At 70.5% G+C, this 16,877-nt stretch carries 8 protein-coding genes; 2 read left to right on the forward strand and 6 right to left on the reverse strand.

Going from position 1 to position 16,877, the window contains the following annotated elements; all coding sequences use genetic code 11:
- Positions 1-281 precede the first annotated feature (281 nt).
- From ABT015_RS27810 to ABT015_RS27830, 5 genes are all read right to left on the reverse strand, one after another.
- Positions 282-1,430, reverse strand: coding sequence for a hypothetical protein (locus ABT015_RS27810; protein WP_350883739.1), 1,149 nt, complete (start codon positions 1,428-1,430; stop codon positions 282-284).
- Between the two features lie 444 nt (positions 1,431-1,874).
- Complete coding sequence (locus ABT015_RS27815; protein ID WP_350883741.1) at positions 1,875-3,497, reverse strand: hypothetical protein; 1,623 nt, start codon at positions 3,495-3,497, stop codon at positions 1,875-1,877.
- A gap of 40 nt (positions 3,498-3,537) precedes the next feature.
- A complete protein-coding gene (locus tag ABT015_RS27820) occupies positions 3,538-7,227 on the reverse strand; it encodes a hypothetical protein (RefSeq protein WP_350883743.1) in 3,690 nt (1,229 codons plus the stop codon).
- A 14-nt stretch (positions 7,228-7,241) separates the two neighbouring features.
- Positions 7,242-9,068, reverse strand: coding sequence for a hypothetical protein (locus tag ABT015_RS27825; RefSeq protein WP_350883745.1), 1,827 nt, complete (start codon positions 9,066-9,068; stop codon positions 7,242-7,244).
- A 483-nt stretch (positions 9,069-9,551) separates the two neighbouring features.
- Positions 9,552-13,565, reverse strand: a complete 4,014-nt coding sequence (locus tag ABT015_RS27830) for a DUF6603 domain-containing protein (protein WP_350883747.1) — start codon at positions 13,563-13,565, stop codon at positions 9,552-9,554.
- Positions 13,566-14,053: 488 nt separating this feature from the next.
- Between ABT015_RS27830 and ABT015_RS27835 the strand changes: the two genes are divergently transcribed.
- Complete coding sequence (locus ABT015_RS27835; protein ID WP_350883749.1) at positions 14,054-15,064, forward strand: hypothetical protein; 1,011 nt, start codon at positions 14,054-14,056, stop codon at positions 15,062-15,064.
- Positions 15,065-15,068: 4 nt separating this feature from the next.
- Here the strand turns inward: ABT015_RS27835 and ABT015_RS27840 are convergent, their stop codons facing one another.
- Positions 15,069-16,301, reverse strand: a complete 1,233-nt coding sequence (locus ABT015_RS27840; protein ID WP_350883751.1) for an IS256 family transposase — start codon at positions 16,299-16,301, stop codon at positions 15,069-15,071.
- A gap of 125 nt (positions 16,302-16,426) precedes the next feature.
- Between ABT015_RS27840 and ABT015_RS27845 the strand changes: the two genes are divergently transcribed.
- Positions 16,427-16,858, forward strand: a complete 432-nt coding sequence (locus ABT015_RS27845) for a hypothetical protein (protein WP_350883753.1) — start codon at positions 16,427-16,429, stop codon at positions 16,856-16,858.
- Positions 16,859-16,877 lie beyond the last annotated feature (19 nt).

A 16,877-nucleotide genomic window follows, 5' to 3' on the forward strand; every position in this document is an offset into this window, starting at 1 on the left:
GTTCACGGTGAGGACCCGCACCTGGGCGCGCCAATGCACGGGGGGCGTGGTACCCGTCACGGTCGATGCGGGCACGCGGAAACTGTCACCCTACGTGACTACCCGGGGCCCTGTTCTGGAGGCCCGTCCAGGGCGGCAGGGGAGTGTTTCCTGCCCCCGATGCGGCTACGCAGTGTGAACAACCTGTCGGGTTGGCCGGCCCTGCGCAGCCTTGGGTTGAAGCGGGCGGGCCGCCGAGGTCAGGGTGCCCTGATCCGCGATGGGTGGTTGCGGCAGGCGATTCAGATGAGCCGGTTGCGGTGGGCGGCTGCGACTTCGCGAACGAGGTGGGCGAAGTCGCTGCGGCTGCGGTCCTGCTGCCGCCCGGCCTGTTCGCCGTCGTCGCGGTCTTCGTCGTCGCCGAAGTCGTCTTCGTCGTCGAGTTCGTCGTATTCCTCGTGGAGGAGCCAGCAGCCGTGGATGCCGGCGAGGAGGTCTTCGAGGAGGTCGGGGGCGGGTCGTTTGGGGTCGAGCGGGGTCAGGCGCAGGCCGGTGTCCTCCGGGTCGGTGTCCGGGCCGGTGTACTGGGCGAGGGCGTCGTCGATGTCGTCGAGGTGTTCGCGCAGGCCGGCGGGGTCGGAGAGGAGGCCGTCGGCGATGTGGAGGGCCTGGCGTACGAGGCCGGTGACCGCGTCGTACGGGGAGGCGCCGGCTTCGAGGAACTGGAGGACGCGGGTGGGGGTCTCGTGGGGGAGGGCTTCGATGTTGTCGGCTTCGAAGAGTACGGCGGTGGGGGAGTGGCCGGTGGCTTCGGCGGTGACCGCGGCGGCGGCTGCGAGCCAGTGGGCTGCGGCGACGGCGGCGGCGGTGGGGTCGATCTCGGTGAACAGTGCTGCGGGGCCGAAGGGGTCCTGTTCGAGGAGGTGGTCGGCGGCGGCGACCTGGACGGGGGAGGCGCCTTCGCGGCTGAGGAGGACGGCCTGGCGGGCGCGGCCGGTGAGGTCGCCGAGTTCGGCGTTCTCCACGGCGGCGAGCTCGATGGCGGTCTCGGCGAGGACGGCGTCGGTGAGGTCCGCGCTGCCGATGGCGTGCAGGGCGCGCCCGGCGCGGTGCGCGGATTCGATCAGGGGACTGTATTCGACGTCGAGCATGCCGTCCTGGGGGAGGTTGGGCCGGATGATGGCACCGCGGACCTCGTCGAACGCCATGCGCTCCTCCGCGCGGCGCCAGCCCTCGGAGTTGGGCTCCATGGACGCGGCGGCGCTGGCCGGATGGGTGTAGGTGCGCCACGCGGCCTCGGACAGGTGGGTGAGCGTGCGGGCCAGGCGCATCAGCGCGGCCGTGTCCGTGCTGATCGGGAGGGCGGCGATTCGGGTGGCGAGATCGCCCTCGCCGGTTCCCCAGGCCGCGATCAGCTCGTGCCGTTCGGGGTCGATGCTGTAGCGGGTCATGAAGCCGTACCTCCGGTGATCTGCTCGGCAACGCCGCCGGGCATCGAGCCATTCTGACGCATCGCCAGAAAGCGCCGGGTCGTGCAGCCGACAGGCGCCGACGGTCGCGAGAGAACGAGAGCCCCTCAGGGGCAGAGGCGTTTGAATCCGGGTTGCGGGCTCCTGGACGGGTTCGGATGAGACCAGTGGTGCGGGGGCATCACGGAGACCGGCGTGCTCGAGAGATCACCGGACGGGAGGTTCCTGACCGGTGCAATGGGCAGGCTCGGTCTTCTTGCGGCTGGACTCGTCGGCTACCCGTGGCGGCGTTCTCGGCCGGCTCCAGAGGGCTTCTGGGCGCCGGGCGGCTGCGGCCGTGCACCTCGCCGAGCGACTGTGGGGCTGGGTGTCCTCCGCCTGATGGGACGCGCCGCCGGAGTGCGCGGTGGCACGAAGGGGCGAACCCTAGAACACCAGGTGCAGGTATCCGTCGTGCTCGGCTACCGCCGGCGCCCGAGTCGAGGTCTCGGTGCCCGGCACGAGCAGGGTGCTGCTCCAGGACTCGCCCTTGTCCGTGGACGTTGTCGACTGGATGCCCGAGGTGTCCCGGAAGAAGCAGTGGAGCGTGTCCGTGACCCTGAGCAGGGACGGCCTCGAGACCGTCCGGAAGTCGGCGACCTGTTTCGGACTTCCCCAGTCGAACGCCGCGGTTGAGTGCACGTACATGGATCCGTTCTCGGTCGCGAGCAGGAAGTGTGCGTTCACGTTGTCGGCTGCGAGCACCCCTGACACCCCGAAGGGCGAGGCCGTGTTACTGAACTCGCTGTGGCTCCATGCGGTACCCGCACCGATCTGATGGATGGTGTCATCCGAGCTGCGGAAGAGGAAGAATCTCGCAAGGCCGACGGCCCATGTCACGGTGAGCGGCGACGTCGACGCCCACTCCCGTTGGCGTTCCAAGCCCGGCACGCGGGTCCAGGTCAGACCACCGTCCGCGGAGTGGACGACGTCGAGGTAGTCCTCGCGGTCACCGTGGAGACAGCTGAGATACCCTTGGAAGTGCGTGAACGCGGGCGCGCTTCGGCTGCGTCGTGCCAGCGCCAACTCCTCGTACTCCCAGCCGTTCCCGTTCCAGCCGGCCCACCGCCGCAGTTCGCCGTCGAAGTAGCTGCAGCGCAGCCGTCCGCCGAACGACGCCAGCGACGGGTTCGGATCGGTGGTCGCCACCGAGGTCCAGGCGGGTACGCTCCAGTCCCCGGTCGTGATGTCGAGCACGGCATGCCGCAGGTGCGTATGGGGGGTGTACGCAAGGTTGGCCCGGATGATGCTGACGTCCAGCTCCGGCATGCTCACCATGACGACGGTGGTGAGGGTGTGGACCAGGGTGTCCCCGCCGGTGGTGACCTTGGCCTGGAGCATGAACCCGGTGGGTGAGACGAGGGGTTCGGGGGTCGTCCAGGATCGGACGCTGCTCACGTCGCAGCAGGCCTGGTCCCAGAACATCGTGTACTCGGCGTCCGAGCCCTCCCACTCGAGGACGGCGTGCTTCCCCCTGTCCACCGTGATCGCCTCGGGGTGGAAGTCGCGGAAGACGAACTCGGACGGGAATTTGGGGACCGTCGCGGGTGTCGTCTTTTCCGTGTAGTCCTTGTCGGTGGGGGAGGACCTCTCGATGATCTCGATCTCGGCGTTGCCGGGAGTCTTGTTCACCTCGATCTGGGAGATGATCAGTGTCAGGTGCCAGCCGTCGAACAGGGGCGGGCGGTTGGGGGTGAACTCGTAGACCTGCCAGTCCCCTGAGGCGTACCCGTCCTTCGGTGTCCAACCGCCGCCCTGCTCCGGGGCGGTGCCACCTTCCACCGAGGAGACGAGCTCGATGCGGTTCTCGGTAAGGGCGTTGGCGCCAGCACCGATACGGATTCTGACGGTGAGCTTCTCGCAGTAGGCGGGCCCGTCCTTCCCCTGGGTGACCGTGATGTCCAGCCGGCCCTTGACCACGTCCCGGTCGGTGCTGACCGCCAGCGGATCGGGCTCGGGTTTGATCGCGTACGACAGCAACGCCTCGGCCGAATTCAGATACCTGGGCATGAACGTCCGTTCTCTTGGCGGTGCTTGAGGAGCGTCGGGGTCAGTCGGTGTCGGCCGGGTGCAGTTGGAGGGAGCCGGCGCGGGCCTCGGCGCCCGGGCCGTCCGGGGAGGCGTAGGTGTCGGCCGGGGCGATGGGGAACTCCAGCCAGGTGGGCAGCGCCGGCGAGGTGCCCTCGCGCGGTTCGGCCCAGCTCCAGGTGCCGTGCCAGGCTGCCGGGCGCGGCATCACCAGCTCGTCATACTGGGGGAACCCGGTGCGCAGCGTGTCCTCGGGGTCGAGCGGAGGCCGGACCGTTGCCAGGAGGGGGTTGAGGAGGAAGGAGGCGCGGATGTTCTTCAGGGCCTGGTGCACGAGGTCGGCGTCCAACTGGAGCACGGCGATCGGGAGGATGTCCGTGATCGCATGGACGGGGGTGTGCGGTTCGGCCAGCAGGGTGAGGTGGTGGGTGATGGTGTCGTCCAGTTGCCGCGCGGGGAGGGCGAGGTCCTGGCCGGTGGTGATCTGCCGGAGGTAGGGGTGGTCGCCGGCCGGGGCGGTGGCGCTCAGTTGCCGGTAGTCGATCTCGGCGCCGGCCTCGCCGGTGGTGGCGTAGTAGCCGATGAGTCCGTCGGTCAGGCGTTGGGCGTCGCCGAGGCGTACCGGCCAGGTGTAGGTGGGGTAGTCCTCGTTCGGCGGTTCGAGTACGGTCGCCCAGCTCGGGTTGGTGAGGGGCGGTCCCTGGAGGTCGATGGCGAGGTCCGCGCGGAGCAGGGCGATCGGGCGGCCGATGAGCTTGGCGGGGACGTCGTCGTCCTGCGCGGCGGGGTCGACGATCAGGTCCAGCGTCCGGTCGATCGTGTCGAGCAGTGCGGCGAACGCTGCGGGTGCCTCGGGTTGGCCGCGCAGGCCGGCGAGGAATCCGGCCAGGACGGGGAAGGCCGCCCGGAACTGCGCGGATGTCGGGTCGGGGTGCGGCGAGTGCGGCAGGGGGTTCCAGGCGATGGACTGCGTGGTGTGCAGAACGCGGAGTTCACCGAGGGGATCTCCCCCGGGGGCGTACACCATCAGGGTCCGGTCGAGGTGGTTCACCAGCAGCCAGCCTGCGAGGGGCGTCGTGGGGGCGGCGCTGTCACGGGCGGTGGGAGCCGAGGTGTAGGTGGCTCCGGTCGTGGAGTTCACGGCGTCCAGCCGGACCCGGGCGTCCTGGAGGATGCGCGGTGGGAGTTGGATGAAGCGCTGGTTGCCGATTGCGTTCGGGAACAGGGGGCGCTGCTGGTGGTCGGGCGGTGTGACGCTGGTGGCGCGTACGGGGGTGAACTGTTCGATGTGGTTCTGCCGGTCGTTGACGATGTCGACGGTGCGGCCGAAGCGGTCGATGATTCGCAGGTCGTGGAAGAAGAACTGGCCGGCGCGGACGGGCTGGAACACTTCGGCGTCGGTGTGGTCGTAGTCGCCGGGGATCGGCCGGGTGCCGCTGTCGCCGAGGAGGTCGGCCATGTCCGCGGGGGGTAGCAGCCGCGGGCCGCCGCCTTGCAGGAGCAGCCAGTCGTTGAATCCGTCGAGGGTCTGCGACAGCAGGTCCAGCTGGCCCATGTCCTCGCGCAGGGTGGCGATGCCCATACTGCTCGCCTGCGGGTAGGTCTCCAGGTAGCGGGCCAGCTGCGCGCGCACGACGTGCCGTGTGGTGGGGGTCAGGAAGGAGCGTCCGCGGAAGATGCGGCGGCGTGCGGAGCTTTCGTCCGTCGCGGTCGAGCCGGTGCCCTTCCACTGGTAGGTGGTGCCGTCGAACTCCCAGTTGTCCGCCCCGTCGCTGTGGTACGGCGTGGGTACGTAGCGCAGGTCCCACTGGATGTACAGGGGCAGCCAGGGCTGGCGCCACGGCGCGGTGTGCTGGGCGATCCGGCCGGTGGTGTTCCGGTCCGGTTCGGCGATCGCGTTGTGCAGCGCGGTCGGGCCGGGGTCCGTGGCCGTGGTCCAGGCGGCCTGGTCGAGCAGGGCGAACTCCTGGATCAGGGGGAGGCAGATGTCCGGCAGCCGGGTGAGGTTGGGCCGAGCCGGGTCGGTGGGGCGGTTGACGGGGCCGGCGCCGATCCTGACGGACTCCAGCAGGTCCGAGGCCAGTCGGCAGGGCAGGGGCGTGTCGCGGGTGAGGTCTTCGAAGGTTCCCGCGCCGTCGACCACGATCACCGGGTCGGTGGGGCTGTGGAAGGCAGGCACGGCGTCCCGGATCAGCCGCGTGCCCTCGGGTAGCCGTTTGTCGGCGAGGTAGGCGGCGATCGCCTCTTCCAGGTCCTCGGGCGTCGTGCCGTGGGGAAGCTGCGCCGCCAGTGTGGCGGCCTGTTCGTGTGTGGTTCTGGTTCGGGAGGCGAGGCTGTTCGGGTCGGTGAGGGACAGTTGCGCGTCGGCGGCGGTGTCGAACTGGGGAGGGTGCTGGCCTTCGACGATGCTGCGGGTGCGTAGCCAGTACAGGCTCCAGGTGCGCCACTGGAGGTGCTCCAGTTCGGCGAGGAGCCGGTCGTACTGCGCCTGCCGCGCGTTCAGCTCCTGCAGCCAGTCCGGGGTGGCGTCGCGGCGGGTGGAGCGTCGGCCGGGTTCCGGTCCCTGTGCCGGTCGCTCCGCCAGGCGCCAGGTGTAGCCGCCGGTACGGCCGGCGAACCACGTCGTGCGCAGGGACTCGGTCAGGTCGTCGGGGCCCTCGGAGGTGTCGAAGGTGTCGATGGTGCCGTGGCAGAGAGCGGAGAGCAGGTCGCCGGTCTCCGCCGAGCGGGTCTGGTTGGCGGCGAGCGCGGCGGCGGCCTCGGCGGTGCTGTGCCCGACGGCGACGGTGATGTCGGCGATCTCCGGCTTGTCGGAGGGCGGCTGGAAGTCGTTGTACTGCCATGTGATGCCGAGCGCGGTACCCGAGTACAGCGAGCGTTCCAGGTCCTGCGGCACACCGCCGGGCAGCGCCCAGTTCAGGGCGCTGAGAACCGCCTCGGGTGAGGTGTCGTCGGGCGGGAGCAGGCCGGGGATCGAGATCGCCTGCTGGAGCAGGTCGATCGGGTCCTCGGAGTACCAGCCGACCACCAGATAGGACAGCCGGTTGTCCGGCGGGTGGAGGTCGACCTCGGCCGACAGGTCGCTCAGGTCGTCGTGGAAGGAGAAGACGTCGCGGTTGTAGGGGTGGTAGGCGGCGAAGTCGGGCAGTCCGGGTCCGACCGCGGTGAGGAAGGGCTCTCGGCGCGGCGGCTCGTGCCAGGGCTCGTCGTCGCTCAGCCGCTGGTGGCGGCCGAGGAACTCGCGCCCCTCGCTGGGCAGTTCGCGCGGGAGGTACCGGTTGGTGCCGTAGGGCAGGGTGCCGTCGAAGTCCGCCGCGGTGTAGTCGGCCTCGCGGTAGTCGCTGTGCACGATCCAGCCGACGGCCCGCGCGTCCTGGCGGGACTGGGGGGCGGGCTGGTGCGGTGCGTCGAAGTAGCGCACCACCAGCCAGCGGTTGGGTACCAGGGGCCAGGTGGTTTCCTCGGTGTCCGGGTCGTAGTGCCCCGCGGTGAGGGCCTCGGGCAGCTGCCACATGAGGTGGACGCCGCGGAAGTCCTCCAGCCGCTCTTCCTGCTGCCCGCGGCCCGGGGAGGGGACCAGGCTGAGGCCGTCCTCCAGCATGCCCGCGTAGTCGGCGTTCCAGCGGGTGAAGGGACCGCCGGCCGTGTGCACCATGTGGTTGTAGACCAGGGCGTGCAGCCGGATCGGCACGATCAGGTCGGTGTCGCTCATCTGTCGTAGACCTTTCAGGCGTCCTGGTCGATCGGCTCGGACCGGGCGGAGCCGGTGGGTGTCAGGTGCTGCTCGATCGGCGCGTTGACGAGTTCGAGGGCGAACTGCGCGGGGTGCAGGTCGGTCAAGGGTGGGAAAGCCGCGGCGAGTTGTTTGGCCAGCCCGTCGTCGCCGCGCAGCCGTAGTACGTCCGCCGGTCCGTCGGCGTGGGCGGGGCGCAGGAAGCGGGAGAACACGGTGTCCGTGCCGCTGGGGAAGTGCTGTCCGGGCAGCGTCGCGCCCAGCGGTGGGGTGGTGCCTGCGGTGAGCTGGCGCAGGTTGATGACCTCGCGGCCGTCCAGGGTGAGGTCGATGCCGAAGTGGATGCCCTCGCTGGGCTCGCGGATCGTCACCTCGTCCGGGACGCCGTCGAACAGGCAGAGCATCATGTCCGGCGCGGGGTGGTCGCGGCGTACCTCGGTCAGTGCCCGGCCTGCCTGGGTCGCGGCGATCCGCATCTGCGGCCAGGCAGGGACCAGGGCGGAGCGAAGCAGCATGCCCGCCTGTGGGTAGGTGTCGCCTCGCGCGGTGGTGGTGGCCCGGCGCAGTGCCTGGTCGCAGGAGACGTCCAGGGTGGTGCTGGTGGCGATGTCGCGTGCCCCGGCGAGCAGTGCGTCGATCCAGGTCGGGTCGATGCGGAACAGTCGCAGGCTCTCCTGGGGCAGCATCCGGAAGTCCGGGAGCAGGTAGGAGAACGGCACCAGGCGCAGCTTGCCGAGTTCGTCGAGGCGTTCGGTGAGGCTGTCGGCGTGGCGGCCGGCGGTCGCGAGCAGGGCCGCCTGCTGGGGCTCGGCGGCCAGGGAAGCCCGTGCGGCGGCATGGCTCAGCCGCGGTCGTGTCGTGGTGGTGCGCGCCGCCGGGTCCTGCGGGAGCTGCGGTGCGCGCAGGGCGTCGACCAGGGTCTTGCCGCCGCGGTCGCGGGCCAGGCGGGCCAGTGCGCTCAGGCCGGGTCGCCCGTCCGGGTCGGTGAGAGCGGCCTGTGCGCGGGGCGGGTCGGTGGCGGCGGCCATCAGGCGCGTGGCGGTGTTCGCCAGTTCGCGCCGGGTGCGGGTCATCCCGGCCGCGTAGCTGGGGTCGGCGATGCCGATGGCGCGGCCCAGCGTCCAGGCGGCGGCGTAGGAGACGTCGAAGACGCCGTGGTCCTGGTCGTAGATCAGTGCGTGGTCGGCGGTGGTGCGGGGCGTGTCGGTGCCGATGCCCGGTGCCAGCTGGGCCGTGAGCGGGGTGAACGGTCCGCGGTACCAGGCGTAGCTCTGCTCTCCGGTGATCAGCCGGTGCGGGACGGGGACGTAACCGTGGTGCAGGCGGTCCAACGCGTACTGCTCGTCGAGGGTCGGGGAGGCGGGGGCGGCGCTCGGACGCGGCATCCGCAGCGCGAGGTTCTCCGGGTCCGTGTTGCCGGGCTTGATGAGGTCGGCCAGGATGCCCTGCGCGTCGAAGGCCGCCGTGGGGTCGTTGCGGAAGGACCAGGACCACAGCGAGCACAGCCGGACCGTCTCGGTGCCGTCGGGCAGACTGCCGTCCAGGTGGCGGTCGAAGCCCTCCAAGGAGACCAGGTGCACGGCGTAGTCGCCGGCGGCCCGGGGGAAGCGGTTCGCGGTGACGACGCTGAAGGTTCCCTTCTCCAGGATCTCCCCGTCGGCCAGCAGCGCAGGTTCGGCCACGTCGCGCACGTGCGCCAGGTAGTAGAGCTCCTCCTCGGTCGGCAGGATCGCGGTGAACAGCGAGGCCGGCACGTCGATGCTCTGGCAGTACCCGTCCAGCGTGGTGTCGGGCAGATCGGTCAGGGCCGGCCCCAGCACCGCGGGGGTCAGTGGCGGCGATCAGTTCCCGGACCGTGCGCTGCGTGGTCAGGGCCATCGCCTGCGGGTCCCCGGGCAGTTCGCCGGCCCGGAAGAGCAGCAGGGCCAGCCACGGCGCGCGCCGGTCTGCCAACGACCACTTCGGTTCGCGTTCCCACGGCAGGTACTCCCTGGTCAGCGTGATGTGCGGCAGGACCAGGTGGAAGTCGCCGTCCGCCGCGCGCGCTGGATAGACGGCCTGGACGGTGGCGCCGTCCAGCACGAACTGCGGTGCCCGGATCTCGAAGTCGTGCTCGGTCCCCAGCAGGGGATCGCTGTCGTCGATCGGGGTCGCGCCGTCGCAGAGCCGGTGTTCCACGGTGACCGTGTACGTGCCCGCGGTGGCCCGTGGGCTCATGTGGTCGACGAAGGTGATGTTCAGGTCCGGCTGTGCGCCGCCCAGCGCGGCGGCGGCTTGAGGGGAGAGCGGTCGGGTGGCCATGGTCAGTCCGCCATCGTCGTCGCAGGGAGCACCAGCGGTGCGTCGGTCAGGGTCGTCTCGGCTCGCTGCGCGTAGGCGGTCAGGGAAATGTCCTCGGACTCCAAGGGCAGGCCGAGGCCGAACCGGTCCAGCACGGTGCGCACCTCGCCGCGGCGGGCCCGCGCGTCCTGGGCGCTCACCGTCCGCGCGATGAGCCGGGGGCTGCCGGCATCCTGGGCCGGGATCGGGCCCGCCGGCGCCGGGTCGCGCAACGGGATGTGTCCGTAAGGCAGTTGCTCCGCGCCCAGCGCGGCCGAGGTGATCGGGCCCACCTCGTCGCCCCGGGTGGGCGGCGGTACCTGGATCAGCAGTCCGGCGAGCCTGTCGGCGATCATGCCCTCGTCCAGGCCGGGCTTGCCCGGCTTGCCCCACAGGGCGCTCGGGACGTCGCGCCTGGTCGGGATGATCTCCCAGCCGTAGCCCTGCCAGTCGAAGTAGTCCTTGCTGAAGTTGCGGCGGATGGTCACCCGGTGCTCGGAGGTGAGGTTCGTCAGTCGCATCGGGCGAATGTCCACCGCGGTGCCATCGGCCGGAAGTTCCGTGTCGTTGACGTACAGCGCCGAGGCGGGGATCGCCGTCTCGGTCGCGAGGACGAATCCGGCAGAGGTGATGAGGGTCGGTGCCTCGACGGCGCGGCGCGCGGCCAGCTCGGTCGAATCGACGTCGGCGAGCAGCCCGGCCAGTGGGGTCATGGCGACCGGGTCGGGCAGCTGGGCCCGGAACTCCTCCCAGTTCGAGGTCGGCAGCGGCCGCCGGCCGGCGCCGAAGTTGAAGCTGAAGGAGACGAACCAGACGTGGACGGTGACCCGTCCGCCGAGCTGCGGGGTCCACAGGTCGATGTCGACGCCGACCTCGATCTTGACCCGTACCTTGACGAAGGCGACCTTGATGGTGAACGCGACGCCGATCCGTACGCCCAGCGAGAGTTCGAGATGGAACGGGTTCCACTGGATCAGCACGTCCAGGTGGGCGGTGAACCAGGCCGAGAGCAGACCCTTGTCGTAGGTCGCCTCCAGCCGGCCGCCGAGCATGAGTGCGTTGGGGGTGAGTGCGGTGTAGCCCTGGGCGCTGACCCGCAGCTTGTCGTCCGGGGACCAGACGAAGCCCAGCCTGGCCGGCACCGGGTAGTGGGCGGGCACCTGGTACGAGGGGTGGTAGCCGCCGGCGCTGATGACGAAGTCACCGCGCCGGGGCCCGCCGGTCCAGACGTAGACGGCGATCCCGCCGGTGAGCTGGACGGACTCGCTGAACACGAACGAGCCGTCGGCGATCGCGACGTCCATCGACAGCAGGCCCTCGGCCTGCGCGTAGGCGAGCTTGAGGTCGATGTTGAGCCGGGCATGGACCTTCGTCGCCGTCGAGGCGTTGCGCGGGAACGTCACGCTGGTACGGCCGAGCAGCATCACCGTCAGGCTGTCGCCGAACTCGACCAGGGCCAGTGCGCGGCTCTCGATGAACCTGAACGAGGTGAACCGCACGCCCACCGCGCCCCAGTACTGGTCGGGCACCGGCCTGATCCACCCGTCCGGGCCCATCAGCTCGTTCAGCATCTCCTGCGGGGTGGTCCCACCGGAGGCGTCCAGGCGGGACATGAGCGGGAAGGACCCGAGCTCGTCGATGGCCGGTACGCGCACCGAGCTGTTGATGCCGAAGCCGCCCGACAGCCCGGTGACGGTGAAGGCCGGCGGCCCGAACAGCGCCACGCCGCCGGCTCCGCTCGCCTCCCCGAACAGGAACAGCGTGGACCGGCCCCCACGACTGCGGGCGTAACTGCCGAGCGCCGCCATCGCGAAGAAGCCGGTCTCCGCGGTCACCACGCCGGTGATCAGGGCGGAGTAGTCCGGATCGGGGCGGTTCTCGAACATGCCTACGATCCGCAGCGGAGGCTTCTCGATCAGCAGCGCCGCGCCCAGGAGGACGGGGGTGACGGAGAAGCTGCCGGCGTCGACGGCGATCCCCAGGCCCAGCAGGCTGAACTCGGCCGGGCCGACCGCCAGCGCCGCCTCCAGGGCCAGGAAGACCCGGTCCCCGCTGTGTCCGAGGACGGCACGCTTGATCAGCAGCGGGCCGATGGCGAGATCCAGCTCCCGGCTCGCGCCGTCGAACTCTTCCAAGGCGGCGGGCACGGCGACGGTCCCCGACCCGCGAGGCGGCCAGACCGCCAGCGCCAGCGGGGGCTGAGGGTCGCCGCCGACCGCGTAGTCCACTGCCAGGACCAGGCCGGGTACCGCGGCCACGCCCTCCTCCGCGAAGCGAGGCAGCGCATAACGCTCGGAGCCGTCACCGAGCGACTCGGTGGCTGCGAGCATGCCGTTGGCCTCCACCGCCGCCGCCGGGCCCCACCCGGTGGAGGCGAGCGCGAAGCCCGCCCGGCTGAGCACCAGGTCGAACTCCGCAGGCACCAGGTCGCCGACCAGGGGAAGCTGGGAGGCCGAGGCGGAGATCGAAGCCCCGCCGACCGCCGCGCACAGGCGGCGCTGCGGCGACGAGGGGTCGGGCAGGGTGACGACGGCCCAGCCCGTGCAACCGGCCACCGCACCCAACGCCAGCCGCCTGGTGCCGGGCTCGTACCAGAGCGCCACCGCGGTGAGCGTCGGCAGCAGCGCCTGCGGAGTGTCCGGGGGCGAAGCGAGCCCGAAGGACGACATGACATCAAGGGCACCGACCTGCCCCGCGCCGCTGTCCCAGCGGGCCGCCAGCCAGCGGCCGTCCTCACCGGTGGCCGCGTCGACCGCGAACAGCATCTCGCGGAGTCCACCGTCGGCGGCGGCGAGCGGGATCGCGAGCGTGCCGGAGAGCCGGGTGGCGGAGCCGGCGCGGTCGGCCTCGCACCGCAGGTCCAGTACGGCCGGAGCCTGGGCCAACTCCAGGGCCGAACGCAGACCGATCGCGATCCGGCCCTGGTCGTCGAACTGGACGGACAACTGCTCGACACTCAGACCGGTGAGAAACCCGGGGGCCGTGATGCCCAGGGCCTGGAACAGCTCCGCGGCCGGGATGTTCTGCGCGAGGCCGCTGAACGACCACCCACCCGCGGTCGAGTGGGTTCCGGTGACCGTCATGGTGACGCCCTGTGCCAGTGTCACCTGGCCGGCGGCCCCGGTCGTCAGCGAGGGTGAGCCGAAGGGGTCCTCGACACTGAATACGGCCGCCAGGTGGTCGACGGTCACCTGGCCGGGAACGACCTCCCAGGACGTGCCCAGGCCGACGGTCATCGACGCCTCGGTCCAGTCGAAGGACACCGGTGCCCTCGACGAGCCGGGCGAGTCGCCGGGGGCGTCGGAGCCGATGGTGGAACGGGCTTCGCGAGGCACGAAGGCGATGGCCAGGCCGGTCAGTGCCAGGGCCGCCGCGCTGCCCAGGTCCGGCGGGATCTGCAGGTCACCGGGCCCCAGGCCCGCGAAGGCCAGCAGATCGTCCGGGCTGTCGAGCGGGACGCCGGGGAAGGTGCCGGTGACGAACCAGGTCTGGTCCGACCCCAGCGGCAGATAACCCCAGACGTAGGGCCGGGGATCGGCCTCGGCGGCGGGGAACAGCAGCTCGACACCGAAGCCGACCCGGGCGGCGTTCCCGCTGTCGGAACTCGGCTCGACTCCGAAGACCAGGTGCAACGGGCCGAGTCCCACCCGTGCCAGCGCCTCCGGAACCTGGGCCACTTCGACCGGCAACCCGGGACCATCCGGTAGCAGCACCACGTCGATCCGCACCCCTGCGACGTACTCGCCCTGCCCGTCGGGCAGGAACACGACGCGGGCGTCCGAGGCGGCCTGTCCCAGCAGCACGACCTTGCCGCAGACGCTCAGCGCGTCCACGTCCACCAGGACGCCGCTGACCACGTCCAGCAGGCCGTCCGGCAGGAAACGAGTGAAGAGCTCGGCCATGTCGGCGAAGTCGAGGTCGGCCGGCCCGATCCGGAACGAGCCGTCGCCCTGCGCCTTCTCCAGAGCGGTACGCAGAGTTGAGATGGAAAGTGGCACAGCAGGGCTCCCTCTCCGCCCACGGCGCATCGGCGCGGGTACTGGCGCGGTCGTAAGACGAGCTCGAACTGTCCAGGCGGACTGACGAGCAGCCATCGGCTCCCAGGCGCACGGCATCCGGATGCCGTGCTGGCTCCAGCGGATGATGGCAGAGCGAATAACGCCGCTCCAGGCGACGCGGCCAATCCAGCGATCTCGGCCGCTATATGTTCGCATTCGCACCAGGCCTGCACCTCAAGCGATCACGTGCTGATCGCTATGGAGCAGCCCTGCTGGTTGAAGCGTGGTCACTTCACATCTTGCCGCTACCGGCCAGCCAGGAGTCCGGTCGCCGGTGACCAGGATGCCGGTTGCGAAACCTCGTTCCTGCAGCACATGCCTGGTGGCCAGGGTTCAGTTGTGCTCGCGTACGCCCCTGGCACGCGCCCCGAACGAGCGGCTTAAGGTGCGGCATCTGCTCTGCGGGACTGGAGAGTTGGGGGAGCGCCATGGAGGGTAGCGAGCCGAAGGGCGTGCGCGAGGTGCTGCAGCAGCTCGCGCAGTCGTCGAACGTCGCGGTCCACTCCAGCGACAAGCTGTTGGGCGAGGTCGAAGCCGTCGCGGCGAAGGACGACGAGGAGCGGGAGCAGAACGAACTCGACGTGCTGCGCCGCAAGCCGGGCCTGCGCCCCGTGCCGTCCAGGGAAATCGGCGCAGGCGTCCAGTTGACGCCGTGGGACGTGCTGCACACCCTCGGGCGTGCGACCGCACTCGCGCGGCGCGGTGCCGGTCGGGGGCTCACGGAGCACTGGGGCTGCCTCAAGTGCAGCCAGGCGCTGGAGGGAACGCTCGGGACCTTCATGGCTCTGTCGGCCGAGGGCCGTGACACGGCGGACTACTACAAGGCACTGCAGTCGGACGAACTCGGCGTCGGGTTCGCGCTGGCCGTGGCCAAGCAGGTCCTGGCCAGGCGTTTCCCGGACCACAGCGTGTCCATCGCCCCCGCCGACGCAGCCCTGCGGGCGGGCTTCGCGGTGACCGGCCGGGACAGCGGAGTCTCCGTCGGATACCGCTATCGCCCCCAGTACTTCGCGGAGGTGTGGAAGCCCGGCAGACCTTCGCGGGTCTTTCCGATCGCTTGCAAGGGCAACCACAGCGGCGCCTCCGCCTCCCACACCCAACTCGCCTCGGCAGCGGTCCACGCCGACGCCGTGCACATCGGCGATTGGACGGACACACCGGCCCTGATCTTCAGCACCGAACTCCCCGTCGACGGGCCGATGACCGTCCACGTGCTGCACGCGCCCGGCAACGGCGGCAAACTCACCCACCCGGCCGGCGAAGCCCGAGACCTGGACAGCGAACTCGACCAGGACAACATCTTCCCCGGGATCCTGCCGCCCGCACAGGAGGGCCGGACCCCTGAACCCGTTCCGGGCTTCCACATCGAAGCGGACCACTTCGCCTGGTTCCAGCACGCCCTCGCCCGCACCGGGGTCGTGTCCCGCTTGATGGTGTAGCCGATCATTCGGTGGGCGTATCGGGTAGTGTGGGGCCGCTTTGGGGGAGCTTGGCCGGGTAGAGCTGGTCCATGCTGCCTTCGGGCAGGTAGCGGCGGGGGAAGGCGATCCACTCGTCGTGGAGTTCGAAGAGCACGGCGGTGACCAGCCGCAGGAGTGCGTCGTCGTTGGGGAAGACCTGGACAACGTCGGTCCGCCGCTTGATCTCGCGGTTGATCCGTTCTAGCGGGTTTGTGGACTGGATCTTCTTCCAATGTCGTTCCGGGAAGGCGGCGAAGGCGGTCAGGTCGTCTTTTGCTTCCAGCAGCATGGCCTTGACCTTCGGGAACTGTGTGCCGAGCATGTCGGCCACGGTGTCGAGCTGGGTGCGGACCGCGCCGGCGGTGGGCTGGGCGAAGATCGTGCGGATCGTCGCGGCGACCATCTCGCCGGCCTCCTTGTTGATCACACTGAACACGTTGCGCAGGAAGTGAACCCTGCAGCGCTGGTAGGCGGCCCCGATCGTGACTTTGCGGATGGCCTTGACCAGCCCCAGGTGGTGGTCGCCGATCACCAACCGGACCCCGGCCAGGCCGCGTTCGCGCAAGGAGCGCAGGAACTCGGTCCAGAACAGTTCGGTCTCACTGTCGCCGACCATCACTCCCAGCACCTCACGGCCGCCGTCCTCGGTGATTCCGGTGGCCACGACCACGGCCCGGGAGACGATCTGGTGCTCGACCCGCGCTTTGCAGTAGGTCGCGTCCAGGTAGACGTACGGGAAGCGGACATGATCCAGCGGGCGGCCACGGAACGCGGTCAGCTGCCCGTCAAGGTCCTGGCAGATCCTGGAGACCTCGCTCTTGGAGATACCCGTATCCGCACCCAGTGCCTTGACCAGGTCGTCCACCGAGCGGGTGGACACGCCGTGGACGTAGGCCTCCATGATGACCGCGTAGAGGGCCTGGTCGATACGGCGGCGCCGCTCAAGCAGGGCAGGGAAGAAGCTGCCCGCCCGCAGCTTGGGGATCGCCAGGTCCAGGTCGCCGGCCGCGGTGGTCAGTGTCTTGTCGCGGTGTCCGTTGCGAAACGCGGTGCGGGTGTCGGCGTGTTCGTTCCACTGGGCGCCGATCCGGGACGTCGCCTCGGCCTCGATCAGCTCCTGGAGCATCCGCTCGGCCACCCCGCGGACGAGTTCGAGCCCGTCTGCCGAACGTAGTGACTCCAGCAGGCGTAGTAAGTCAGACTGGGACAGGGCCACCGCGCGTCTCCTTCGTTGAACTGGCCGTTCACCTCGGAGAGTTGCACGGTGGCTGACTCATGCTCAGGGAGTGCAGGGTCCTTGCGGGTGTGCGCCCCGGGAGCGAGCCCGCGCACACCTCACCCGTGATCGGCTACACCACACAGTGGGACGCCATCCGCACCGGCGCGGCCGGCCTGACGGCCTTCGCCGGCGACGCGGCAGCGACCGTGCCCTACCTCACCGGTCGGCAGGGCCGCAAGCGGTACGAGGGCATCTCGCACGCCGCGATCGGCAGCGTCCAGGATGCGGACCACGAACTTCTCGGCATCCCGTTCGTCGGCACCGACCATGTCCTGCGCCTCAACCGCACCCGGGTGGAGGCCTTCTCGGGCGTGGCGGAGGACCTCTTCGAACTCCTCGCCGAACGCCGTCTCACCCGCTACCGCGAGGAGGCCCACGCCCGCTGCTCCTCGTGGCCGACCGCCACCTGGGACGACGACTGGGACGGTCCCGTCTCCATCCACCCGGACGGATCCGTCCTCGCCCTGCGTGTGCTCCCGGAGCGGGACTGCTGACGGCAGGGCTGTGCCCGCT

This window comes from Kitasatospora sp. NPDC094016 (assembly GCF_040304045.1).
Taxonomy (GTDB): Bacteria; Actinomycetota; Actinomycetes; order Streptomycetales; family Streptomycetaceae; genus Kitasatospora.